This window comes from Bradyrhizobium sp. CCBAU 53351 (genome assembly GCF_015291745.1).
Taxonomy (GTDB): Bacteria; Pseudomonadota; Alphaproteobacteria; order Rhizobiales; family Xanthobacteraceae; genus Bradyrhizobium.
Window position 1 is genome coordinate 2,151,526 of record NZ_CP030059.1, and the last position, 23,361, is coordinate 2,174,886.

Genomic DNA, 23,361 nt, shown 5'->3' on the forward strand with positions numbered 1-23,361 from the left:
CGCCGACCGCACCCGTCAAGCTAGCTTGGCTGCGGCAAATTGGGCTTAGGTCTAGTTGTTCGGCTGGCGGATTGCTGCCACTACTGACCTGTAAAACAAAAAGAACCCGGTCTTCGAGGTTGTTGGGGAGGTCTTCATGCGCAAACTGCTTCTCGCGGTCGCTGCGGCCGCGTTGGTTCTGGCCCCTGCCGTTGCGCAGGCCCAAAATCCGATCGTCATCAAGTTCAGTCACGTCGTCGCCAACGACACCCCGAAGGGGAAGGGCGCGCTGAAATTCAAGGAGCTCGCCGAGAAATACACCGACGGCAAGGTCAAGGTCGAAGTCTATCCGAACTCCACGCTCTACAAGGACAAGGAGGAGATCGAGGCGCTGCAGCTCGGCTCGGTGCAGATGCTCGCGCCCTCCACCGCGAAATTCGCGCCGCTGGGCGTCAAGGAGTTCGAAGCACTCGACCTGCCGTGGCTGTTCAAGGACGACCAGACCTATTCCAACGCGATGAAGGGCACGCTCGGCAAGTGGCTGTTCCAGAAGCTCGAGGCCAAGGGCATCACCGGGCTTGCCTATTGGGACAACGGCTTCCACATGCTCTCCTCCAATCGTCCCTTGCTGAAGCCGACGGATTTCCAGGGTCTTAAATTCCGCATCTCCGGATCGAAGATCGCCGACCAATATCTTCGTATCATGGGCTCGATCCCGCAGATCATGGCGTTCTCGGAAGTCTACCAGGCCCTGCAGACCGGGGTGGTCGACGGCTGCGAGAACACCGCGTCCAACTATCTGACGCAGAAGTTCTACGAGGTGCAGAAGGACATCACCGTGTCCTATCACGCCCATCTGCAATACGCCGTCATCGTCAATTCGAAGTTCTGGTCGGGCCTGCCGCCCGATATCCGCACCCAGCTCGACAAGGCAATGGCGGAAGCGTCCGACTACACCAACTCGATCGCGCGCCAGGAGAACGAGGACGCGCTGGCCGAGATCAAAAAGACGGGCAAGACCAATCTGCACTATCTCACCGACGCCGATCGCAAGGCCTGGCAGGAGGCGATGCAGCCGACCTATAAATGGGCCAAGGGCAGGGTCGGGCAGGAGGTGCTCGATCTCGTTGCCAAGGAACTCGACGTCAAGATGAACTGACGGCCGCGGCCCAATAAGAACAACACCAACGGTCGGGGGTGATCGCACTCCCGGCCGTTTCGCTCTTGAACGATGAGCCGATGCTGGGGGGATCAAGTTGCTGCGTGTGCTGAATCGTTTTCTCGATCATCTCGAGGAATGGCTGATCGCGACGATGATCGCGGCTGCGACGTCGCTGATCTTCGTCGCCGTGCTGCATCGTTACGGCGCCGGGCTGTCGATCGACATCGCCAAATGGGCGGAAGCCCGCAACCTGGCTTTCCTGTCCGTCCCGGCGCGCGCGGCGTTCGTGTGGCTGGCCGCGCTCGATCTGTCCTGGGCGCAGGAGCTCTGCATCTACATGTTCATCTGGATGGCGAAGTTCGGCGCCGCTTACGGCGTGCGGACCGGCATCCATGTCGGCGTCGACGTGCTCGTCAACATCCTTCCGGGCGGATCGCGCCGCCGCGTCATCACCTTCGGGCTGTTGTGCGGCGCGCTCTTCACCGCCATCGTCGCCTATTTCGGCGCCGCGTTCGTCGGCCAGATGTGGCAGACCGGACAGCAGTCCAACGATCTGGAGGCGCCGATGTGGATGGTGTATCTCACCATCCCGCTCGGCTCCGGCCTGATGTGCTTCCGCTTCCTGCAGGTCGCCTGGTCGTTCTACCACACCGGCGAGCTGCCGCATCACGACATGGCGGGCGTCGAAGGCGTCGAGGTGGACCCGGTGCATCCGGCGCCGGTCACGCCCACCCAAGTGGTCCGGGACGAGCGCAGCCCGCTCGGCTGGATCCTGATGCTGCTGCCGGTGCTGATCGTCGCGATCTGCTTCGCGCATGCGGGCCATCTCATCACCTTGCCGCAGGGCCTGCGCGTCGCCATCGTGTTCGCGCTGCTGCTCTCCCTGATGCTCACGGGCATGCCGATCTCGATCGCGCTGGGTCTCACCGTGCTCAGCTTCATGTTCACGCTGACCGATGTGCGAACGGAATCGGTGGCACTGAAGCTGTTCACGGGCATCGAGAATTTCGAGATCATGGCGATCCCGTTCTTCATCCTCGCCGGCAACTTCCTGACCCATGGCGGCGTGGCGCGGCGGATGATCACCTTCGCCACCTCGCTGGTCGGCCATTGGTACGGCGGTCTCGCTTTGTCGGGCGTGGTGGCCTGCGCACTGTTCGCGGCGATCTCCGGCTCCTCGCCGGCGACCGTGGTGGCGATCGGCTCGGTGATCCTGCCGGCGATGGTCGCGCAAGGCTTCCCGAAGCGGTTCGGCGCGGGCGTGATCACGACGTCGGGCTCGCTCGGAATCCTCATTCCGCCGTCGATCCCGATGGTGCTCTACGCCGTCTCCACCAACAGCTCGGTGGGCAAGCTGTTCATCGCCGGCATCGTGCCGGGGTTTGTGCTCGCTTCGCTGCTTGGCGCCACGACGTTCTATCGGGCCTGGCGCAACGACTATCCGAGGATGCGGAAAGCCACCTTCGTCGAGCGTCTCGACGCCTTCCGCAAGTCGATCTGGGGCATCCTGCTGATCGTGATCGTGATCGGCGGCATCTACAGCGGCCTGTTCACGCCGACCGAAGCCGCCGCCGTCAGCGCGGTCTATGCCTTCATCGTCGCGGTGTTCATCTACAAGGATTTGAAGCTGCGCGACGTGCCGCGGGTGCTGCTGTCATCGGCGAATTTGTCGGCGATGCTGCTCTACATCATCACCAACGCCGTGCTGTTCTCGTTCTTGATGACCTACGAGAATGTGCCGCAGGCGCTCGCGCAATGGATGATCGACCAGGGCCTGGGGTGGATCGGCTTCCTGCTGCTCGTCAACCTGCTGCTGCTGGTGGCAGGTAACGTGATGGAGCCGTCCTCGATCATCCTGATCATGGCGCCGATCCTGTTCCCGGTCGCGATCAAGCTCGGCATCGATCCCATTCATTTCGGGATCCTGATGACGGTCAACATGGAGGTCGGCCTGTGCCATCCGCCTGTCGGCCTCAATCTCTACGTCGCCTCGGGCATCGCCAAGATGGGAATTACCGAACTCACGGTCGCGGTGTGGCCGTGGCTGCTGACGATGCTGGGATTCCTCGTGGTGGTGACGTATTGGCCCGGCCTGTCGCTGTGGCTGCCGCGGCTGCTGGGGATGTAACTGCGCACACGGTGCCCCCTTTCTCCTTGTGGGAGGGGGGCCTGTGCGTCGCTTCATCCGGGCTACGCATGCTTCCGCCGGCAATGGCAATCATCCGCCAGATGCGGTTAGATGCCGCGCGACAAGCCGGGAGGATGCCAGCATGACAGAACGCAGCAGCGAGCCCAAGGACGCGACGCCTTCCGTCATCGCGCAGCAGAACGCGCTGCTGAACGCGCTGCCGTTTTCCGACACGCGGGATTTCGACGATGCCGCGCGCGGCTTCCTCGGCACGGTCGAGAACGCAGCGATCACGAACCCGCAAGGGCGGACGGTCTGGAGTCTCCAGCCTTACGGCTTCCTGTCCTCTGAACAGGCGCCGCCCACGGTCAATCCGAGCCTGTGGCGGCAGTCGCGTCTCAACATGCAGCACGGCCTGTTCGAGGTCGTGCCCGGCGTCTATCAGGTGCGCGGGCTCGACATCGCCAACATGACGCTGATCGAGGGCGACAGCGGTATCATCGTCGTGGACACCCTGACCTCGATCGAGGGCGCCCGTGCCGCGCTCGATCTCTATTTCAGGCATCGGGGCCTAAAGCCCGTTGCGGCCGTCATCTTCACGCACACGCACACCGACCATTGGGGCGGCGCGCGCGGCGTGCTGGAGGAGGATGCGCTGGCGAGTGGCCGCGTGCCGATCATCGCGCCGAATCTGTTCATGGAGCATGCCGTTTCCGAGAACATCATTGCGGGGCCGGCGATGCTGCGCCGGGCGCAGTATCAGTTCGGCTCGCTGCTCGCCAAGGGCGCGCGGGGACAGGTCGATTGCGGGCTCGGCAAGTCGATGGCGGCAGGATCGGTCGCGCTGCTGCGGCCGACCGACCTGATCATGGCGACCGGCGATACGCGTGTGATTGATGGCGTCGCGTTCGAATTCCAGATGGCGCCGAACAGCGAGGCGCCGGCGGAGATGCATTTCTTCATCCCGCGCTACAAGGTTCTGAACCTCGCCGAGAACTGCACGCACAATTTTCACAATCTGCTGCCGTTCCGCGGCGCCGACGTGCGCGATGCGCTGGCCTGGTCGAAATATCTGGGTGAGGCCCTGCAATTGTGGGACGGCAAGGCGGAGGCGATGTGCGGCCAGCATCATTGGCCGGTATGGGGGCGCGAGCGCATCGGCACGATGATCCGGCAGCAGCGCGACCTCTACAAATTCGCGCATGACCAGACCATCCGCCTGATGAACCACGGCCTCAACGCCGCCGAGATCGCCGAGACCATCCGCTTGCCGAAGAGCCTGGAGGGAGCCTGGCACGGGCGCGGCTATTACGGCCACATCCGCCACAATGTGAAGGCGATCTACCAGAAATATCTCGGCTGGTACGACGCCAATCCGGTCAATCTCGATCCGCTGCCGCCGGTCGAGTCAGGCAGGAAGTATGTCGACTATATGGGCGGGGCGGACGCGGTCCTGGCGCGGGCGCGTACCGATTTCGACAAAGGCGAGTTTCGCTTCGTCGCCCAGGTGCTCGGCCATCTCGTCTTTGCCGAACCGGATAACACGGCGGCGCGCGATCTGCTTGCCGACACGCTGGAGCAGCTCGGCTACGCTGCCGAAAGCGCGACCTGGCGCAACGCCTATCTGTTCGGCGCGCAGGAATTGCGCCAGGGCATGCCGAAGGTGCCGGCGCGTCCGCCGATGCCACGCGAGACGCTGGCCGCGCTGCGCACCTCGCAGCTCTGGGACGTCCTGGGTATCCGCCTCAACGGCCCCAAGGCGGAGGGCAAGCACATCGTCTTGAACTGGCGCTTTTCCGATACCGGCGAAAGCTTCGTGCTGAATCTGGAGAATTGCGCGCTGACCTACACCGAGGGCGTGCAGGCTGAGGGGGCCGATGCCAGCTTCACGCTGGCTCGCGCAACGCTCGACGAGGTGATCGCCAAGCTGACGAGCTTTCCGGAAGCCGTCGCCGCCGGCAAGGTCCAGCTCGCGGGCAATCCGATGAAGCTTGCCGAGCTGATGGGGCTGATGGACGAGTTTCCAAGGATGTTCGAGATCGTCGAGCCGAAGCGGACGGTGGTGGTGTAGAGGGCTCGTGCCCCGGACGCAACGCAGTGCGCCCGGGACACGAGAGTAGCAAGTGCCTCAGCGCTACTCCGCGCTGCTCACCAGCTTGATCCGCGGCGCCTGTTTTTCGGCGAGGCTACGGTAGGCCGCGAGATAGTCGAGCGCCATGCGCCGCGCGGTGAAGCGCGTCTCGAACTGCTTGCGGATCGCGGCGCGGTCGAGTTGCCCGAGGCGGCCGACGACACCGGCGGCGCTGAGCACGTCCTCGACGATGAAGCCGGTCAGCCCGTCGTCGATGATTTCAGGCACCGAGCCGCGGTTGAAGGCGATGACCGGCGTTCCGCAGGCCATGGCTTCGATCATCACGAGACCAAACGGCTCCGGCCAGTCGATCGGCAGCAGAAGCCCGAGTGCGCCGCTCAGGAAATCCGACTTCTCGTGATCGCTGATCTCGCCGATGAACTCCACCAGCGGGTTGTTCTCGATCATCGGCCGGATCAGCTCGTCATAGTAATCCTGGTCGGCGCGATCGACCTTGGCCGCAATCTTCAGCGGAATGCCGCAATGGGTCGCGATCTTGATGGCGCGGTCGACGCCCTTCTCGGGCGCGATGCGGCCGAGCACGGCGAGATATTCCTGCTTCGCCGGCTTGGGTGTCAGCAGGTTCTCCGGAAGGCCATGATGAATCGTCGTCACCCAATTCGCCTGCGGCACCGGCCGCCGCTGTGCGTTGGAGATCGAGATGACGGGCATCTTGGAGAAGGTGTTGAAGACCGGCTGATGCTCCGGCAGATCGAGCCGGCCGTGCAGCGTGGTCAGGAACGGCGTCGGCTGCCGGTGGAACAACGACCAGGGATAATAGTCGAGATGGAAGTGGAGGAAGTCGAACTCCTCGTCGTCACATTTCTGCCGCACGCGCTCCAGCAGCACCATGTGCAACGCATTGGGATCGCGCACGGAACCGTCGAGACGAAGGGCCTTCGGCCACAGCGCATCCAGCTTGGCTGAGGTCTGGGAATCGCCGCTGGCGAACAGCGTCACGTCGTGCCCAAGCGCTACCAACTCCTCCGTCAACCAATGCACCACCCGCTCGGTGCCGCCATACAGCTTGGGTGGAACAGCCTCCGTCAACGGAGCTACCTGCGCGATGCGCATCTCACCATCTCCTCTGCGATCATGAAAGTTGAAACCCCCGCCAGTACGGCACCGGCATGCCAGACAGGGGAACGTTCCCGCAGTTGCGAAGTTCCTCCCTGCGAACGTTACTTATTCGACACGTCCGCGGAGCGTCTCGATGCTGCCACGACATCTTCTCAGATCGTCTGCATCCGCATGTCGTGATCGCCCGGCCCGGGAACCGAGGCGAAGAGGTCGATGTTCAGTCGATCAGTAACAAACGAAAACCAAGCATAACGGGGCGATAGCCACATGGATCATCTTTCTGGATACGCGCGCAGACCATTTGCCTTTGTCTTGCGCTATCTTCGGATGCGAATGGCGTCGCATCTGGTGATCCTGACCGCGGTCGTTGCAGCGGTTGCCTGCTCCGTAGGCACGCAATACGGGGTCAAATCCCTGGTCGACGCCTTGTCTGCTGGCCCGTCGCAGGACGGTGGCGTATGGCTGGCATTCATTTTACTCATGTCGCTGATCGCCGCCGACAATTTCCTGTGGCGGATTGCGAGTTGGACGGCGAGCTTCACCTTCGTTCGGGTCACGGGTGATTTACGCCGTGACATATTTCGTCATCTGACCGGGCACGCGCCGAGCTACTTCTCCGATCGCATGCCCGGCATGCTGACGAGCCGCATCACGGCGACGTCGAACGCGGTGTTCACGGTCGAGAACATGTTCGTCTGGAACGTGCTGCCGCCGTGCATTGCCACAGTTGCGGCAATCGCCTTGATTGGAACCGTCAGTCCTTACATGGCGCTCGGCCTGAGCGTGATCGCCGGCGGCATGGTCCTCGCGATGTTCCGCCTCGCCGCCGCCGGCAAACCGCTGCATGACGACTTCGCCGACAAGGCCGCCGCGGTCGACGGCGAGATGATCGACGTCATCAGCAACATGCCGCTGGTCCGCGCCTTCTGCGGCATCGGCCATGAGCATGAGCGGTTCGACGCGACCGTGAACCGCGAACTGACGGCGCGGAGCCGTAGCCTGCGATACCTCGAGAAGCTACGGCTGCTGCATGCCGCAGTGACTGTGGTTCTGACGATCGCATTGATGGCCTGGGCCATCACGCTCTGGCAGAAGAGCGAGGCGACCACCGGTGACGTCGTGTTGGTTTGTACGCTCGGTATCTCCATCCTGAGCGCGACGCGCGATCTCGCGGTTGCGCTGGTCGATGTCACCCAGCACGTCGCGCGGCTGACCGAGGCGATCGCTACGCTGCTGGTGCCTCACGAATTGCGCGACCACCCCGAGGCGGAACCTCTCGTCAAGAGCGGCGCCGCGATTGCATACAACAACGTCACTTTCGGCTATCCCGGCGGCGACAAGATTTTCGAGCGCTTCAGCCTGCGGCTTCAGCCCGGCCAGCGGGTGGGCCTGGTCGGCCAGTCCGGCGGCGGCAAGTCGACGCTGTTCACGCTGCTGCAGCGCTTCTACGATACCGACGAGGGCAGCATCACCATCGACGGCCAGGACATCTCCAAGGTCACGCAGCAGAGCCTGCGCGAGGCGATCTCCGTCGTGCCGCAGGACATCTCGCTGTTCCATCGCTCGATCCGCGAGAACATCCGCTACGGCCGGCCGAACGCCACCGACGACGAGGTGCTGCGGGCGGCGATCGCGGCGCGCTGCGATTTCATCGACAGCCTGCCCGAAGGCCTCGACACCATGGTCGGCGACCGCGGCGTCAAGATGTCCGGCGGCCAGCGCCAGCGCATCGCGATCGCGCGCGCCTTCCTGAAGGACGCGCCGATCCTGCTGCTGGACGAGGCCACCGCGGCGCTCGACAGCGAATCCGAGGAGGCCATCCGTGAGGCGCTGTCGCGCCTGATGCGCGGCCGCACCGTGATCGCGATCGCGCACCGGCTGGCGACGCTGCGCAATTTCGATCGCGTGGTCGTGCTGAGAAATGGTAAGATCATCGAAGACGGATCGCCCGAGCGCCTCATGCAGGGTCACGGACCCTATCGTGAACTGGTCACGCAGGAAATGAGCCGGCTCGCGCAAGCCGCCGCGTAAAGCCAACAGTCGCGTTCTCGAGTCGGTCGCGTTTCAAAACAAGCGCAGGGGAGCAGTTCATGTCGGCTGAAGCCGTAACCCAACTCGTCTCCGTGACGCGAACCCCGGAACAGGTCGCGGAGCAGCCCTTCTATATTCCGATGACCGGGCCGTCGGCCCGGCCGCGGCGGTCCCTCAAGCACGACGACATGTTCATCGTGCTCGACAGCCATGGCGACATCGGCGCGTCGGCCGGCGGACCGGACGGCCTGTTTCACTACGACACGCGCTACCTGGCGCGGCTGGAACTGGTGCTCGACGATCTCCAGCCGCTGCTGCTCGGCTCGAACCTGCGCGACGACAATTCGGCGCTGACCGTCGATCTGACCAATCCGGACATCTACCGTCAGGGCCGCCTGGCGTTTCAGAAGGATCTGCTGCACATCGTGCGCACGATCTTCCTCTGGCGCGGCACGGCCTATCAGCGCATCGGCGTGCAGAACCACGGTGACGGGCGGGCCAGCTTCGAACTGACGCTGCTGTTCGACAACGATTTCGCCGATCTGTTCGAGGTCCGCGGCGAGCGCAGGCCGCGCCGCGGGACCGGCACGAGCAGACTGCTCGGGCCGACCGACGTGCTGTTCGAATATCGCGGTCTGGATGACGCCGAGCGCACCACGGGGCTGCATTTCGACCCGCGTCCAACGCGGCTGTCGGTGAACGCGGCGACCTGGCAGCTCGAACTGGACCCTCACGAATCGAAATCGCTGTTCGTAGCCGTATCCTGCAACCGGCCGGTCGCGGAGAAGCCCGCGCGCTTTTTCAGGGGCTTGCTCGCCCACCGCCGCGAGATGCGCCAGTCCACGATGGGCGCCGCCAGCATCGAAACCTCCAACAACATCTTCAACGAGGTGCTGTGCCAGGCCATGGCCGACCTCAACATGCTGATGACGGAGACGCCGCAGGGGCGTTATCCCTATGCCGGCATTCCCTGGTACTCCACGACGTTCGGCCGCGACGGCCTGATCACCGCGCTGCAGATGCTGTGGGTCGATCCGCGCGTCGCCAAGGGCGTCCTGCGCCGGCTCGCGCATTTCCAGGCCAAGGTGGTCGATCCGCTTGCCGATGCCGCGCCCGGCAAGATCCTGCACGAGATGCGCGGCGGAGAGATGGCGGCGCTGCGAGAGGTGCCGTTCGCGCAATATTACGGCAGCGTCGATTCGACCGCGCTGTTCGTCCTGCTGGCCGGGAGCTATTTCGAACGGACCGGCGACGAGAAGACCTTGATCGAGCTATGGCCGGCGATCGAGGCGGGGCTGGCCTGGATCGACGGTCCCGGCGATCCTGACAAGGACGGCTTCGTCGAATACCAGCGCGCCACCGAGAAAGGACTGGCCAACCAGGGCTGGAAGGATTCGTATGATGCCATCTTCCATGCCGACGGCCAGCTCGCGGAAGGCAATATCGCGCTCGCCGAAGTCCAGGGCTACGTCTACGCCGCCAAGCAGCTCGCCGCGCGTTGCGCCTTGCGGCTCGGCAAGCCGGACCGTGCGCGCAAGCTCGAGGCCGACGCCAGAGCGCTGGCCGAACGCTTCGAGAAGGCATTCTGGTGCGAGGAGCTCGGCACTTATGCGCTCGCCCTCGACGGCAAGAAGCGGCCCTGCAAGGTGCGGACCTCGAACGCCGGTCAGGTGCTGTTCAGCGGCATGATCCGCGAGGACCGCGCCCGCCTCGTCGCCGCCGATCTGATGCGGCCGCATTTCTTCTCGGGTTGGGGCATCCGCACCGTCGCGCGGGGCGAAGCGCGCTACAACCCGATGTCCTACCATGACGGGTCGATCTGGCCGCACGACAACGCGCTGATCGCGCTCGGGCTCGCACGCTACGGCCTCAAGCACTCGGTGGCGCACGTCTTCAAGGGGCTGTTCGACGCGGCGACCTACATGGACCTGCGCCGTTTGCCCGAATTGTTCTGCGGCTTCCGGCGCGAGAAGCGGCGAGGGCCGACGCTCTATCCGGTCGCCTGCGCGCCGCAGGCCTGGGCCAGCGCGACGCCGTTCACGCTGCTGGAAGCGGCGCTCGGCATCGAGTTCGACGTGGTGCGCGGCGAGATTCGCCTGCGCAACCCGCATCTGCCGGCGTTCCTCAACGAGGTGATCCTGCGCGATCTGCGTCTGGGCGAGTCCAGCGTCGATCTTCGCGTCAGCCGCCATGGCGACGACGTGGCGCTGGAGGTGTTGCGCACCCGCGGCCAGATCCAGGTCTCGATCGTGCTGGCGCGCTAGCGGCGCGCATGGAGGGCGTCATGCGTGCGATCGGAATATTGGGCATAGCCATCGTTGCGAGCCTGGCGGGCGCGACCTCGCACGCTGCAGACGAGCCGCCCACAAGTCCGAGTGAGGCCAATGCGCCGGCGGCCCAGCCGCCGGCCTCGACCGTGCCGGTCACGCCGAAGGATGCCGCCCCGCCGCCGTCGGTGACCATCATCGGCGCGAGCGAGGCCCATGGCGTGCTCGGCCGCGACGTGCGCAGTGCGGCCGGCGAGGACATGGGCCGCATCGTCGACGTCATCGTCGATCGCACCGGCCATGTCCGCGCCGCGGCCATCGATTTCGGCGGGTTTCTCGGCGTCGGCAGCCGCAAGATCGTGGTGGACTGGAACGCGCTGCGCTTCGGCAAGATCGCCAACAAGAAGGACAGCATCACGCTGGAATTGACCAAGGCGCAGGTCGCGGCCGCGCCGGAATACAAGGAAGACACGCCGATCGTCGTGCTCGGTGCGTCCGGCAGCCTTCAACCGCTGCAAGCAATCCAGTGAGGTGCGGGGAGGGCTGACCGCCTGTGCTGTTGTCGAGGAAGCCGAACCATGCAGATCGCGAGGGCCGCGTTGAACAGGACGACGTCGCCGCGCCATCGGTCGCTGGCATCCCGGCGCCGTCGCGCCAGAGCCTGCGTGGCCTCGACTGGTTCATCTTCTTCCTCGCTGATGTGCAGACGGGATTCGGTCCGTTCATCGCGGTCTATCTGACCACCCAGAAATGGACCCAGGTCGAGATCGGTCTCGTGCTATCGATCGGCGGCATCGTCGCGTTGATCGGGCAGATGCCGGGCGGGGCGATCATCGATGCCGCGAAATCGGAGCGACTGGTTGCCGCCCTTGCGATCGCGACCATCGGCGCTTGCGCGCTGGCCTATGCCGCGATGCCGATCTTCCCCGTCGTGGTGGCCGCGGCCACCTTGCACGCGGCGGCGAGTTGCGTGCTGGGGCCGGCGATCGCGGCGATCAGCCTCGGTCTCGTCGGCCCCTTCGCGATCGGCGAGCGGCTCGGCCGCAATGCGCGCTTTGCCTCGCTCGGCAACGGCGTGGCGGCGGCCGTGATGGGCACCGCGGGCTATCTGTTGTCGAGCCGCTCGGTTTTCCTGGTGACCTTCCTGCTCGCGATTCCGACCCTGATCGCGCTTTCGCGCATCCGCGAGAACGAGGTCGACATCAGGCGCTGTCATGGCGAGATGCCGGCTGACGCAGCCGTGCGCGGCGACACCAACATCTGGCACCTGATCCGGCAGCGTCCGCTCATCATCTTCGCCCTCAGCGTGCTGCTGTTGCAACTCGCCAACGCCTCGATGATGCCGCTGATGGCAAGCGCCGTGACGGCGCGGTCCGCGCAATGGGCGACGGTGCTTGTCGCCTTTTGCATCGTCGTCCCGCAGGCGATCGTGGCGCTGCTGTCGCCAACCGTCGGCCGCAAGGCACAGGCATGGGGCCGGCGGCCTCTGCTTCTGATCGGCTTCGGCGCGCTGATGATTCGCGGCCTGCTGTTTGCGACCGTGCGCGATCCATATCTGCTGGTCGCCGTGCAGGTGTTCGACGGCATCACCGCGGCGGTGTTCGCGGTGATGATTCCGCTGATCGTGGCGGACGTCGCCTTCGGCAGCGGCCATTTCAACCTGGCCCAGGGCATCGTCGGCACCGCGACCGGCATCGGCGCGTCGCTAAGCACGGTGCTCGGCGGCTATGTCAGCGACAAGTTCGGCAACGCGACCGCCTTCATCGGGTTGTCCGGCGTTGCCGCGACGGGGCTGTTGCTGATTCTCTTCGTGATGCCGGAGACGCGACGCACGGCATGATCGCCGCCTCAAGAAAATGGCCGGCCGAAACGAGTTCGGCCGGCCAAGTTGTAGGGAGGAGGAAAGCTAGGATCAGGCGTCGAGATGTTGCAGGCGCTGACGGTTGCGCAGCACGATCTGGCGGGCGCCGGAGAAGCCCAGGATGCCCTGGGTGTGAAGCTGTGACAGCGCGCGCGACACGGTTTCGAGGGTGAGGCCGAGATAATCGCCGATGTCGCGGCGGCACATCGGCAGCGCCATCATGCCGGCAACGGCGAGGCGGCGGTCCATTTCGAGCAGGAAGGTGGCAACGCGCTCCATCGCGGTCTTGCGGCCCAGCAGCAGCATGTGGTCCTCGGCATGGCGCAGCTCGCCAGCCGTCATCGCCCAGAGCTTGCGGGCAACCTGGACGTCGGTGCCTGCAGCCTTCTCGAGGCTGGCGCGCTTCACGAGGCGCACGGTGGTGTCGATGATGGCTTCGGCAGCAAGGCGGTGGGCAGGACCGGATTCGAGGCCGAACACGTCGCCGGGAAGATGGAAGGCGCCGATCTGGCGGCGGCCGTCGGAAAGCAGCTTGTAGCTGCTCACTGCGCCGGAGACGACCTGGTAGACATATTCGGCCGGCTCGTCCTCGCCATAGATCTCCTCGTCCTTGCGGTAGGAGAATTCGGTCGCGACCAGACCGACATGGCCGGTGATGGCGCCGAACTGGTCGGTGACGGGATGGGCGGGAGCAGCCTTGCCGATAATCTGGGTGTTGATCGCCGGGGTGTTGATCGTCTGGGTCAGCATCTTCGCCATCTCCGTTGTGATGGCGCTTTGGTACGCGGTATCCGGCGCTTCGAAAATTTCGATCGATATCTTAAGGGTGTCGCCTTACGTAGAATCCCGTAGGTCAGGCGCGGGGATGGTCCTGGATGGCGTGGCGGATGCACTTGACCAGGTTTTCGTCGAGAAGCGGCTTCAAAACCACGTCTTTGATGCCCGCCATCGCAGCCCGGGCCGAGATGTTCTCGTCGGGATAGCCGGTGATCAGGATCACGGGCACCTGGCGGTCGGATTTGCGCAAGCGGCTGGCCAACTCGATGCCGTTGATGTCCGGCATCTTGTAGTCGATGACGTAACAGTCCGGTCCAGCCGCTCCGCCGATGTTGAGCAGCGCCGTGCCGCTCCTGAAGGTTCGCACGGCAAAGCCGTCGGTCTCCAACAGGAACCGCAGGGATCCCAGGACGGCGGCGTCATCGTCGACCACAAAGACGGTGAGTTGTGCGGGGGACGACGGCCGCACACGATGTGAGCTGACCTCGATCATGTTGTCTGGTTACCACCGCGCCGGGAAGGTGCCTTGACATGCCTCAATCGTTGAGCATGCCCGCGCGCATCGCCAGCCGGACCAGTTCCGAGAGACTGTTGGCCTGCATCTTGGTCATGACATTGGCCCGGTAGACCTCGATGGTGCGCGGGCTGATGTCGTATTCGCGGGCGATCAGCTTGTTGGAAAGGCCCGCAATCAGACCTTCCATGACCTGGCGTTCCCTGGGGCTCAAGGACGCGACGCGGGCGGCGATGTCCTGCGCGACGGCTTCGTTCTTGGCGGCAGGCTCGGCCTGGCGGATCGCCGATTCGATCATGGCGGTGAGGCGGTCGTCATCGAACGGCTTTTCCAGGAAGTCGACCGCCCCGAGCTTCATCGCCTCGACTGCGAGCGGCACGTCGCCATGACCGGTCATGATCAGGATCGGGAATGCGCTTTGCTGCGCCTTCATCCGCTTGAGCAGCTCGATCCCGTCGAGGCCGGGCATGCGCACGTCGGAGACAACGCAGCCGAAGCCGAGACCGGGCAGGGCATCGAGAAAGGCGAGTGCGTCATCGAACAGCGTGACGCCGAAACCCGCGGAATCCAGCAGGAAATTCAGCGAATCGCGCATCGCTGCGTCGTCGTCGATGACGTAGACGTGTCCCTTGGTCGTCATGATCAGCTTTCGTCGGTTGCCGGCAAGGTGAAGCGGAATGTCGCTCCGCCCGCTGCGTTGCTCTCGGCCCACATGCGGCCGCCGTGAGCTTCGATGATCGAGCGGCTGATGGAGAGCCCCACGCCCATGCCGGTGTCTTTGGTGGTGAAGAAGGTCTGGAATAGATTTGGAATGACGTCGTCCCGGAAGCCGGAGCCGGTATCGGAGACTTCCACCTCGATCATGTCGTCGGCAACGCGGGTGTTGGCGACGACGAGCTCGCGGCGCGGCGACTGCGCCATCGCCTCCAGCGCGTTGCGGAACAAATTGACCAGCACCTGCTGGATCTGCACCCGGTCGGCGAGCACGAGATCGGCGTCGGGATCGAGGCTGAAGCGGAGCTGGACGTTCTGCTCGCGCGCGCCGGCGAGCCCGAGCGCGCCGGCCTCCTCGATCAGCTTGGACAGGCTCTCGACCCGCTTCTCCGACTCGCCGCGGGACACGAAGTCGCGCAGGCGCCGGATGATCTGGCCGGCGCGCAGGGCCTGCTCCGCCGCGCGATCCAGCGCGTTTTCGACCTTCGGCGTGTTGGGATCGCTGCTACCGGCGAGAAGGCGCCGCGACCCCTTCATGTAATTGCTGATCGCCGCCAGCGGCTGGTTGAGCTCGTGGGCGAGCGCAGAGGCCATTTCGCCCATCGCGGTCAGCCGGGAGACGTGGACGAGCTCGGATTGCAATTCCTGGAGCCGGGCCTGGGTCTGCTGATGCTCGGTGAGGTCGCGGACGAAGCCCGTGAAATAGGGCTCGCCGCCGGATTCCATCTCGCCGATCGACAGGTGCATCGGAAAAGTCGTACCGTCGCGGCGCTTGCCGGTCACGATGCGGCCGATGCCGATGATGTGCGGATCGCTCGTGGTGCGGTAACGGGCGATGTAGCTGTCGTGCCGGGTGCGATCGGGCTCCGGCATCAGGATGTTGACATTCTGGCCGATCGCCTCGTGCTCGGACCAGCCGAACAGGCGCTCCGCGGCCGTGCTGAAGAGCTGCATGATGCCATGGCCGTCGATCACGATCATGGCGTCAGGAATGGTATGGAGAATGGAGCGGAGGTGGGTCTCGCGCGTGCGGAGCGCCTCCTCGACCTGCTTTTCCTCGTCGATGTCGAGAAAGATGCCGGTGAGATGCCGGGCGGTCCCTGCGTCGTCCCTGATAACCCCGGCCCGGGCGCGGATCCACTGCCCGCTGCCGGAGGCGTTCGTGACCCTGAAGGACACGTCGAAGCTGCCGCCACGCTCGGAAACCCGCTTGATTGCGCTCTCGACCCGCTCTCTGTCCGTGGGTTGAAGCCGCGACAGGAAGAGGTCGTAGGTCGCCGGTCGATCCCGCTCGATGCCGAGCAAGGCCCTGGCGGTGTCGGACCAGTCCAATTCCCGTGTCGCGAGGTCGAGATCCCAGGTGCCGACGCCAAAGCCCTCGATCCGAACGCGAAAGCGTTCGCCCCGACCGTCGTCCTGCGAGTGCGTTACGCGGGTCGGCGACACATGATGCTCCTGTCCTGATGCGGCGGCCCCGGACGGGGTTACCGCTCGCCTAATGTCGCCCAAGGCCGGGCCGGAGGCAAGTTCTGTTGCCCGCCCGTTGACGGCAAGCCGGGCGTCGGCGGCCTCCTTGATCTATCTCATCTCCATGTGCGGAGGCAGGCGTAAGTTTCACCAAAGTCTTTGCACTGGAGAATTCCGATGACATACGCGACGGTGATGGTCAGCCTGGCGCTCGATCAGCCCAACGAAGCGCGTCTTCAGGTCGCCGGTGAGCTTGCCGAACGATTCGAGGCTGCCATCGTCGGGGTTGCCGCGGCGCAGTTTGCACCGCCGCTCTATTTCACCGACGGCGCCGAGGCGCAAGCGCTGATCGACGACGGCGAAGCTTCGGTCAAGGGTCGGCTGGCCGGCCTCGAGGCGCAATTCCGTGCGGCGACCAGGAATCGTGGCGGACATGCGGAGTGGCGCAGCGCCATGGACTTTCCGGCGCGATTCGCCCTGGCGCAGGCGCGCTGCGCCGACATCGTCGTCAGCGGCGGGCAGAGCCCGGCCTTCTCCGACGCGTTCGCGCTCGCAAGTCCCAAGGATCTGGTGATGCAGGCCGGTCGCCCGCTTCTCGTCGTCCCCGATCGGGCCAACTGGCTCGATCTGCGCAGCGTGCTGGTGGCGTGGAAGGACACGCCGGAGGCGCGGCGGGCGGTGGCCGATGCGCTGCCGATGCTGCGCAAGGCGAGGGACGTCACCATCGCCACAATTCCGGAGCGCGACGACGACCGTTCGGTCGTGACGGCCGGCGTCACCGACGTGGCCGCCTGGCTCGCCCGCCACGGCGTCACCGCGACGGCGCGCATCTGCGAGGGCGCGCGGAACGAGACCGCCGCCGCGCAACTGGAGCAAGTCGCAGGCGACGTCGATGCCGGCCTGATCGTTGCGGGCGCTTATGGTCATTCGAGGTTTCGCGAACTGATCCTGGGAGGCGTCACCCAGTATCTGGTCACGCAGACCGCCCGCATCGTGCTGCTGTCGCACTGACGGCCGGCCGGAATCGAATCGAGGAGGACGCGCCGTGTACAAATTTCTTGAACAGACCGTCGACGGCTACATGACGCGCAACGTCAAGGCGGTGCAGCGCGACCGTGATCTGCTCGAGCTCAGCGAGATGTTCGAGACCGACGATTTCAACTCCTATCCGGTCGTGGACGACGGACAGGTGGTGGGAATCGTCACCAAATTCGACATCCTGAAGTGCTTCGCCTTCACGCCGAGCCAGATGCTGCCGCGCTATCACGACCTGATGAGCCGCAAGGTCGGCGACGTCATGACGCCCGAATTCATCTATGTCAGTCCCGACACGCGCCTGACGCGCGTGCTCCAGATCATGGTCGAACACCGCATCCGGAGCATCATCGTGCTCGACAGCGCGCAGAAGCTGGTCGGAATCATCGCCCGCGAGGACGTCATCGCAGCACTCAAGGCGACAGCGCAGGACTGACGGACCATCCCTGATCGAGATTCATCGTCGCCTCCGGGAATCTACGGAGGCGGCTTCCGTTCGCGTGTGTCACGCCGGGCCGGCGTCCTCGTGCGCCGCGATCTTCGAGGGAACGGGCAAGATCGTCGACGGATCCGAAGAACTTAAGTGCTGCTCTTGATTGAAATCAATTCCCGGTGAGAGCGGATGTGGTTTCTGGCGCTGTGTTCTTTCAGAGAGAATCCGCATGAGCCAGCCCTCCATGTCCAAATCCATGACCATCGGTGAAAGCGGCCTGGCTGTCGTGTTCGCAGTCACCGCCTTCCTCTGCGTGATCGCCGCAGCCAAGGCGCTCGATGCGCCCTTCGCCTTCCATGCCGCGCTCAGCGCGGCGGCGAGCCTGGCCGCGGTGTTCGTCATCGTCAACCGCTACCTCGATCGCCCGGCGGCGCTGCCGCCGGAGGAGATCAACGGTCGCCCCAACTACAATATGGGTCCGATCAAGTTCTCCTCCTTCATGGCGATGTTCTGGGGCATTGCCGGCTTCCTGGTCGGCCTCATCATCGCCTCGCAGCTGGCCTGGCCCGCGCTGAACTTCGATCTGCCCTGGACCAGCTTCGGCCGCCTGCGGCCGCTGCACACCTCGGCCGTGATCTTCGCGTTCGGCGGCAACGTGCTGATCGCGACCTCCTTCTACGTGGTGCAGAAGTCCTGCCGCGCGCGGCTCGCCGGCGATCTCGCGCCGTGGTTCGTCGTGGTGGGCTACAATTTCTTCATTCTGATCGCCGGCACCGGCTATCTGCTCGGCGTCACCCAGTCGAAGGAATATGCCGAGCCGGAATGGTACGCCGATCTGTGGCTGACCATCGTCTGGGTCGCCTATCTGCTCGTCTTCCTTGCCACCATCATCAAGCGCAAGGAGCCGCACATCTTCGTCGCGAACTGGTTCTATCTCGCCTTCATCGTGACGATCGCGGTCCTGCATCTCGGCAACAATCCGGCACTTCCCGTCTCGGTGTTCGGCTCGAAGTCCTACGTCGCCTGGGGCGGCATCCAGGACGCCATGTTCCAGTGGTGGTACGGCCACAACGCGGTCGGCTTCTTCCTGACCGCCGGCTTCCTCGCCATCATGTACTACTTCATCCCCAAGCGTGCGGAGCGGCCGATCTATTCCTACCGGCTGTCGATCATCCACTTCTGGGCGCTGATCTTCCTCTACATCTGGGCAGGGCCCCACCATCTGCACTACACGGCGCTGCCGGACTGGACGCAGACGCTGGGCATGACCTTCTCGATCATGCTGTGGATGCCCTCCTGGGGCGGCATGATCAACGGCCTGATGACGCTGTCGGGTGCCTGGGACAAGCTGCGCACCGACCCCGTGCTGCGCATGCTGGTGGTCTCCGTCGCCTTCTACGGCATGTCGACCTTCGAAGGCCCGATGATGTCGATCAAGGTGGTCAACTCGCTCAGCCACTACACCGACTGGACCATCGGCCACGTGCACTCCGGCGCGCTCGGCTGGGTCGGCTTCGTCTCCTTCGGCGCGCTGTACTGCCTGGTGCCGTGGGCGTGGAATCGCAAGGGCCTCTACAGCCTGAAGCTCGTCAACTGGCACTTCTGGGTCGCGACCCTCGGCATCGTCCTCTACATCTCGGCGATGTGGGTGTCCGGCATCCTCCAGGGCCTGATGTGGCGTGCCTACACCTCGCTCGGCTTCCTCGAATATTCCTTCATCGAGACCGTCGAGGCGATGCATCCCTTCTACATCATCCGCGCCGCCGGCGGTGGGCTGTTCCTGATCGGCGCGCTGATCATGGCCTACAATCTCTGGATGACCGTGCGCGTCGGCGAACAGGAAGTTCAGATGCCCGTCGCTCTTCAGCCGGCGGAATGAGGAGCTAAAGCAATGTCGTTCTGGACACGCCACCAAGTCTTCGAAAAGAACTCGATCGTCCTGATCGTCGGCATCCTGCTGGTGATCGCGATCGGCGGTCTCGTCGAGATCACCCCGTTGTTCTACCTCAAGAGCACGATCGAGAAGGTCGACGGGGTCAGGCCTTACACGCCGCTGGAGCTGGCGGGGCGCAACGTCTACGTCCGCGAGGGCTGCTATCTCTGCCATTCGCAGATGGTCCGCCCCCTGCGCGACGAGGTCGAGCGCTACGGCCACTTCTCGCTCGCCGCCGAGAGCATGTACGACCACCCGTTCCAGTGGGGCTCCAAGCGCACCGGCCCGGATCTTGCCCGCGTCGGCGCCAAATACTCCGACGACTGGCACGTCACCCATCTGACCAACCCGCGCGCGATCGTGCCGCAGTCGGTGATGCCCGGCTACCCGTTCCTCAGCAAGACCGAGGTCGACCCGGATGCGATCGCCGGAGACATGCGCACGCTGAGGGTCGTCGGCGTGCCCTATAGCGACGAGCAGATCGCCAATGCCGCCGCCGATATGAAGGCCCAGGCCGATCCGGAGAACGCCGGCGCCGACGCCTTCAACAAGCGCTACGCCAAGGCCGTCGTGCGCAATTTCGACGGCAAGACCGGCACGCCGACCGAGATGGACGCGCTGATCGCGTACCTGCAGATGCTCGGCACGCTGGTCGACTTCAAGATCTACAACGAGAAAGCCAATCTACGCTGAGAAGGCACGTACGATGAAAGCTATCCTGTCAGTCCACAATCTAGCGTCCGAGCTCGTGACGACGATCTGGACGCCGGTGTTCGTCGCGATCTTTCTCGCGATCATCGCCTACGCATTTTGGCCCCGTAACAAGGCTGCTTTCGATGAAGCAGCACACCTGCCGTTGCGGGAGGAGTGAGAGACCATGACCGATCATCATAGCGACATCGATTCCGTCTCCGGCAAGTCCACGACCGGGCACGAGTGGGACGGCATCAAGGAGCTCAACACGCCGCTGCCGCGCTGGTGGGTGATCTGCTTCTACCTCACCATCGTCTGGTCGATCGGCTACTGGGTCGTCTATCCGGCCTGGCCGCTCGTCTCCAGCAACACCACGGGCATGTTCGGCTATTCCTCGCGCGCCGACGTCGCGGTCGAGCTCGCCAATCTCGAGAAGATCCGCGGTGACAAGATGACGGCGCTGGGAGCGGCCTCGCTCGCCGACATCGAGAAGGACCCGGCCTTGCTGGCGCTCGCCCGCGCCAAGGGCAAGACCGTGTTCGGCGACAATTGCGCGCCCTGCCACGGCTCCGGCGCCGCTGGCGCCAAGGGCTATCCGAACCTGAACGACGACGACTGGCTGTGGGGCGGCACGCTCGACCAGATCATGCAGACCATCCAGTTCGGCGCACGCTCCGGTCATGCCAAGACGCATGAGGGCCAGATGCTCGCCTTCGGCAAGGACGGCGTGCTGAAGGGTGACGAGATCGTCACGGTCGCCAATTACGTGCGGTCGCTGTCGGGCCTGTCGACCCGCCAGGGCTTCGATAAAGCCAAGGGTGAGAAGATCTTCGCGGAAAACTGCGTCGCCTGCCACGGCGACGGCGGCAAGGGCAACCAGGAGATGGGCGCGCCGAACCTGACCGACAAGATCTGGCTCTACGGCTCCGACGAGGCGAGCCTGATCGAGACCATCAGCCAGGGCCGTGCCGGCGTGATGCCGGCCTGGGAAGGGCGGCTCGATCCCGCCACCATCAAGGCGATGGCGGTCTACGTCCACTCGCTCGGCGGTGGAAAATAGCGGATCCGCGGCTCGAACGGTTCAGGCGGGGGTGAACAAAAGTGCCCCCGTTTGAGCTGGATCAACTGATGCGGCGGTGTCGGGTCTAGGTTCAATCGCACCTCTTTCAGAAGTTCCAAGCGATGAACAAGACCGTCAACCCGAACGAGCTCAAGCCTGTGGACGACAACGGACCGCTCTACGCGGCCCGCAAGAAGGTCTATCCACAGAGCGTCTCCGGCACCTTCCGCCGGATCAAATGGGGCCTGATGGCGATCTGCCTCGGCGTCTATTATTTCCTGCCGTTCGTGCGCTGGAACCGCGGCCTCGGCGCCCCCAGCCAGGCGGTGCTGATCGATCTTCCCAACAGCCGCTTCTACTTCTTCTTCATCGAGCTGTGGCCGCAGGAGGTCTACTACTTCACCGGCCTGTTGATCGTGGCCGCGGTGGCGCTGTTCCTGATGAATTCGGTCGGCGGCCGCATCTGGTGCGGCTATCTCTGTCCGCAGACGGTATGGACCGACCTGTTCTACGCGGTCGAACGTCTGATCGAAGGTGACCGGCGCGAGCGGATGAAGAAGGACAAATCGTCCGACCCGCTGAAGCTCGAGCGCATCTCCGAGATCGTGCTCAAGCATTCGATCTGGCTCATGATCGCCTGGTGGACCGGCGGCGCCTGGGTGCTCTACTTCAATGACGCGCCGACCCTGGTGAAGGAGCTCGTCACCTTCCAGGGGCCGATGATCGCCTATATCTGGATCGGCATCCTCACTGCGACGACCTACATCCTCGCCGGCTACATGCGCGAGCAGGTCTGCACCTATATGTGCCCGTGGCCGCGCATTCAGGCCGCGCTCACCGACGAATGGGCGCTCAACGTCACCTACCGCTACGACCGTGGCGAGAAGCGCACCTCGGTCAAGAAGGCTGCCGAGCTGCGCGCGCTCGGCGAACAGGTCGGCGATTGCGTCGATTGCTACCAATGCGTCGCGGTCTGCCCGACCGGCATCGACATCCGCAACGGACCGCAGATGGAGTGCATCCAGTGCGGCCTGTGCATCGATGCCTGCGACAACGTGATGGCCAAGATCGGCCGGCCGAAGCGGCTGATCGGCTACGACAACGACATCAACATCCATCGCCGCCAGGAAGGCAAGGCGCCGATCTACCGGATCGTCCGGGCCCGCACCATCGTCTACAGCGCGATCATCGCGGCGATCGGCGGCTTCATGGTCTATACGCTGGCGACCCGCAGCCTGCTCGACGTCAACGTGCTGCATGATCGCAATCCGGTCGCGGTCAAGCTCAGCGACGGCTCGATCCGCAACGCCTACACGGTGCGGCTGTTGAACAAGAGCGGCTACGATCGTGCGATCGCCATCGACGTCGAGGGGCCGGTCAATCCCACCATGCACGTCGTCGGCGTCGATTCGGTGACGCCGGACCGCCCGATCATCGTGATCCCGCGCGACTCCACCAGCGAGCTGCGGCTGCTCGTCACCGCACCGGCTGAAAACAACCCGGAGAAGTCAATTCCGGTTCGCTTCCACGTCATGGATATCGGCCTCGGCGTCGCCGCGAGCGCCACCGACAATTTCGTCGCGCCGTAAGTTCAGGAGACCGTCATGTCATCCAAGCCACTGACCGGAACCAAGGTCTTCCTGATGCTGGTCGCTTTCTTCGGCCTCGTGATCGGCGTCAACGTCACCATGATGAAGCTGGCGATCGCGACGCTGCCCGGCACCGACGTCGACAGCCCCTATGCCGCCGGCCTGACCTACGAGCGCGAGATCTCGGCGGCGCACGACCAGGCTTCGCGCAAATGGAAGGTCAACGCCCATATCGAGCGCCGCAACGACGGCGGCGCAATGGTCCAGGTCGAGGCGCGCGATGCCGGCGGCCAGCCGATTTCCGGGCTGAAATTCGGCGGACGCCTGGAACGGCCGACCGACAAGCGCGCCGATCTCGCCGTCGAGCTCACCGAGGCCGGCATCGGCCTTTATCGCGGCGATGCCGCGTCCGTCGCGCCGGGCCAATGGGACCTGGTGATCGAGGGAGAGGCGCGAGGGACGCGCGTGTTCATGTCGCGCAATCGCGTGATCCTGAACTGAAGGATT

General features: G+C 64.4%; 20 protein-coding genes and 1 pseudogene. 16 read left to right on the plus strand and 5 right to left on the minus strand.

Translation table 11 applies throughout. The features are described from left to right. The first annotated feature begins 136 nt into the window (after window positions 1–136). The 4 genes and pseudogenes from XH83_RS10190 (at window position 137) to XH83_RS10200 (ending at window position 5,340) form a co-directional block, all read left to right on the plus strand. A complete protein-coding gene (locus tag XH83_RS10190) occupies window positions 137–1,138 on the plus strand; it encodes a DctP family TRAP transporter solute-binding subunit (protein WP_194406866.1) in 1,002 nt (333 codons plus the stop codon). 352 nt (window positions 1,139–1,490) lie between these two features. After that, window positions 1,491–1,718 (plus strand): annotated as a pseudogene (locus tag XH83_RS40360) (TRAP transporter small permease); the annotation flags it as partial. Window positions 1,719–2,027: 309 nt separating this feature from the next. Continuing rightward, complete coding sequence (locus XH83_RS40365) at window positions 2,028–3,269, plus strand: TRAP transporter large permease (RefSeq protein WP_371746357.1); 1,242 nt, start codon at window positions 2,028–2,030, stop codon at window positions 3,267–3,269. A gap of 142 nt (window positions 3,270–3,411) precedes the next feature. Further along, entirely contained in the window at window positions 3,412–5,340 is a 1,929-nt protein-coding gene (locus XH83_RS10200; protein WP_194406868.1) for an alkyl/aryl-sulfatase, read from the plus strand. Between the two features lie 63 nt (window positions 5,341–5,403). Here the strand turns inward: XH83_RS10200 and XH83_RS10205 are convergent, their stop codons facing one another. Then, on the minus strand, window positions 5,404–6,474 hold the full coding sequence (locus tag XH83_RS10205) for a glycosyltransferase family 4 protein (protein WP_194406869.1): 1,071 nt from the start codon (window positions 6,472–6,474) through the stop codon (window positions 5,404–5,406). Between the two features lie 273 nt (window positions 6,475–6,747). On the opposite strand from XH83_RS10205, the gene XH83_RS10210 reads away from it, so the two are divergent. The 4 genes from XH83_RS10210 to XH83_RS10225 are packed head-to-tail and all read left to right on the plus strand — an operon-like array spanning window position 6,748 to window position 12,618. Continuing rightward, window positions 6,748–8,511: an ABC transporter ATP-binding protein gene (locus XH83_RS10210; RefSeq protein WP_194406870.1), complete on the plus strand. Its 1,764-nt coding sequence runs from the start codon at window positions 6,748–6,750 to the stop codon at window positions 8,509–8,511. A 59-nt stretch (window positions 8,512–8,570) separates the two neighbouring features. Further along, window positions 8,571–10,775 carry an amylo-alpha-1,6-glucosidase gene (locus XH83_RS10215; protein ID WP_194406871.1) on the plus strand — a complete coding sequence of 735 codons (2,205 nt, stop codon included), beginning with the start codon at window positions 8,571–8,573 and terminating at the stop codon, window positions 10,773–10,775. A 20-nt stretch (window positions 10,776–10,795) separates the two neighbouring features. Beyond that, window positions 10,796–11,308: a PRC-barrel domain-containing protein gene (locus XH83_RS10220; RefSeq protein ID WP_194406872.1), complete on the plus strand. Its 513-nt coding sequence runs from the start codon at window positions 10,796–10,798 to the stop codon at window positions 11,306–11,308. A 23-nt stretch (window positions 11,309–11,331) separates the two neighbouring features. Next, window positions 11,332–12,618: an MFS transporter gene (locus XH83_RS10225; protein ID WP_194406873.1), complete on the plus strand. Its 1,287-nt coding sequence runs from the start codon at window positions 11,332–11,334 to the stop codon at window positions 12,616–12,618. 72 nt (window positions 12,619–12,690) lie between these two features. On the opposite strand, the gene XH83_RS10230 is transcribed toward XH83_RS10225, so the two are convergent. From XH83_RS10230 to fixL, 4 genes are all read right to left on the minus strand, one after another. Then, complete coding sequence (locus tag XH83_RS10230; protein WP_194406874.1) at window positions 12,691–13,389, minus strand: helix-turn-helix domain-containing protein; 699 nt, start codon at window positions 13,387–13,389, stop codon at window positions 12,691–12,693. Between the two features lie 103 nt (window positions 13,390–13,492). Continuing rightward, window positions 13,493–13,909 carry a response regulator gene (locus XH83_RS10235; RefSeq protein WP_194406875.1) on the minus strand — a complete coding sequence of 139 codons (417 nt, stop codon included), beginning with the start codon at window positions 13,907–13,909 and terminating at the stop codon, window positions 13,493–13,495. A gap of 43 nt (window positions 13,910–13,952) precedes the next feature. Then, entirely contained in the window at window positions 13,953–14,570 is a 618-nt protein-coding gene (fixJ, locus tag XH83_RS10240) for a response regulator FixJ (protein ID WP_194406876.1), read from the minus strand. A 2-nt stretch (window positions 14,571–14,572) separates the two neighbouring features. Continuing rightward, complete coding sequence (gene fixL, locus XH83_RS10245; RefSeq protein WP_194406877.1) at window positions 14,573–16,090, minus strand: sensor protein FixL; 1,518 nt, start codon at window positions 16,088–16,090, stop codon at window positions 14,573–14,575. 198 nt (window positions 16,091–16,288) lie between these two features. On the opposite strand from fixL, the gene XH83_RS10250 reads away from it, so the two are divergent. The 8 genes from XH83_RS10250 (at window position 16,289) to XH83_RS10285 (ending at window position 23,355) form a co-directional block, all read left to right on the plus strand. Beyond that, window positions 16,289–17,122 (plus strand): universal stress protein, encoded by an 834-nt coding sequence (locus tag XH83_RS10250; protein WP_194406878.1) that lies wholly within the window; start codon window positions 16,289–16,291, stop codon window positions 17,120–17,122. A gap of 34 nt (window positions 17,123–17,156) precedes the next feature. Beyond that, window positions 17,157–17,582, plus strand: coding sequence for an HPP family protein (locus tag XH83_RS10255; RefSeq protein ID WP_194406879.1), 426 nt, complete (start codon window positions 17,157–17,159; stop codon window positions 17,580–17,582). A gap of 226 nt (window positions 17,583–17,808) precedes the next feature. After that, a complete protein-coding gene (ccoN, locus tag XH83_RS10260; RefSeq protein ID WP_194406880.1) occupies window positions 17,809–19,458 on the plus strand; it encodes a cytochrome-c oxidase, cbb3-type subunit I in 1,650 nt (549 codons plus the stop codon). A 12-nt stretch (window positions 19,459–19,470) separates the two neighbouring features. Further along, window positions 19,471–20,205, plus strand: a complete 735-nt coding sequence (gene ccoO, locus XH83_RS10265) for a cytochrome-c oxidase, cbb3-type subunit II (protein WP_194406881.1) — start codon at window positions 19,471–19,473, stop codon at window positions 20,203–20,205. A gap of 13 nt (window positions 20,206–20,218) precedes the next feature. Then, window positions 20,219–20,383 carry a cbb3-type cytochrome c oxidase subunit 3 gene (locus tag XH83_RS10270; RefSeq protein ID WP_194406882.1) on the plus strand — a complete coding sequence of 55 codons (165 nt, stop codon included), beginning with the start codon at window positions 20,219–20,221 and terminating at the stop codon, window positions 20,381–20,383. A 6-nt stretch (window positions 20,384–20,389) separates the two neighbouring features. Beyond that, window positions 20,390–21,265 (plus strand): cytochrome-c oxidase, cbb3-type subunit III, encoded by an 876-nt coding sequence (ccoP, locus tag XH83_RS10275; protein ID WP_194406883.1) that lies wholly within the window; start codon window positions 20,390–20,392, stop codon window positions 21,263–21,265. Between the two features lie 122 nt (window positions 21,266–21,387). Continuing rightward, window positions 21,388–22,854, plus strand: coding sequence for a cytochrome c oxidase accessory protein CcoG (gene ccoG / locus XH83_RS10280; protein WP_194406884.1), 1,467 nt, complete (start codon window positions 21,388–21,390; stop codon window positions 22,852–22,854). A gap of 15 nt (window positions 22,855–22,869) precedes the next feature. After that, complete coding sequence (locus tag XH83_RS10285; protein WP_194406885.1) at window positions 22,870–23,355, plus strand: FixH family protein; 486 nt, start codon at window positions 22,870–22,872, stop codon at window positions 23,353–23,355. Window positions 23,356–23,361: the final 6 nt, after the last annotated feature.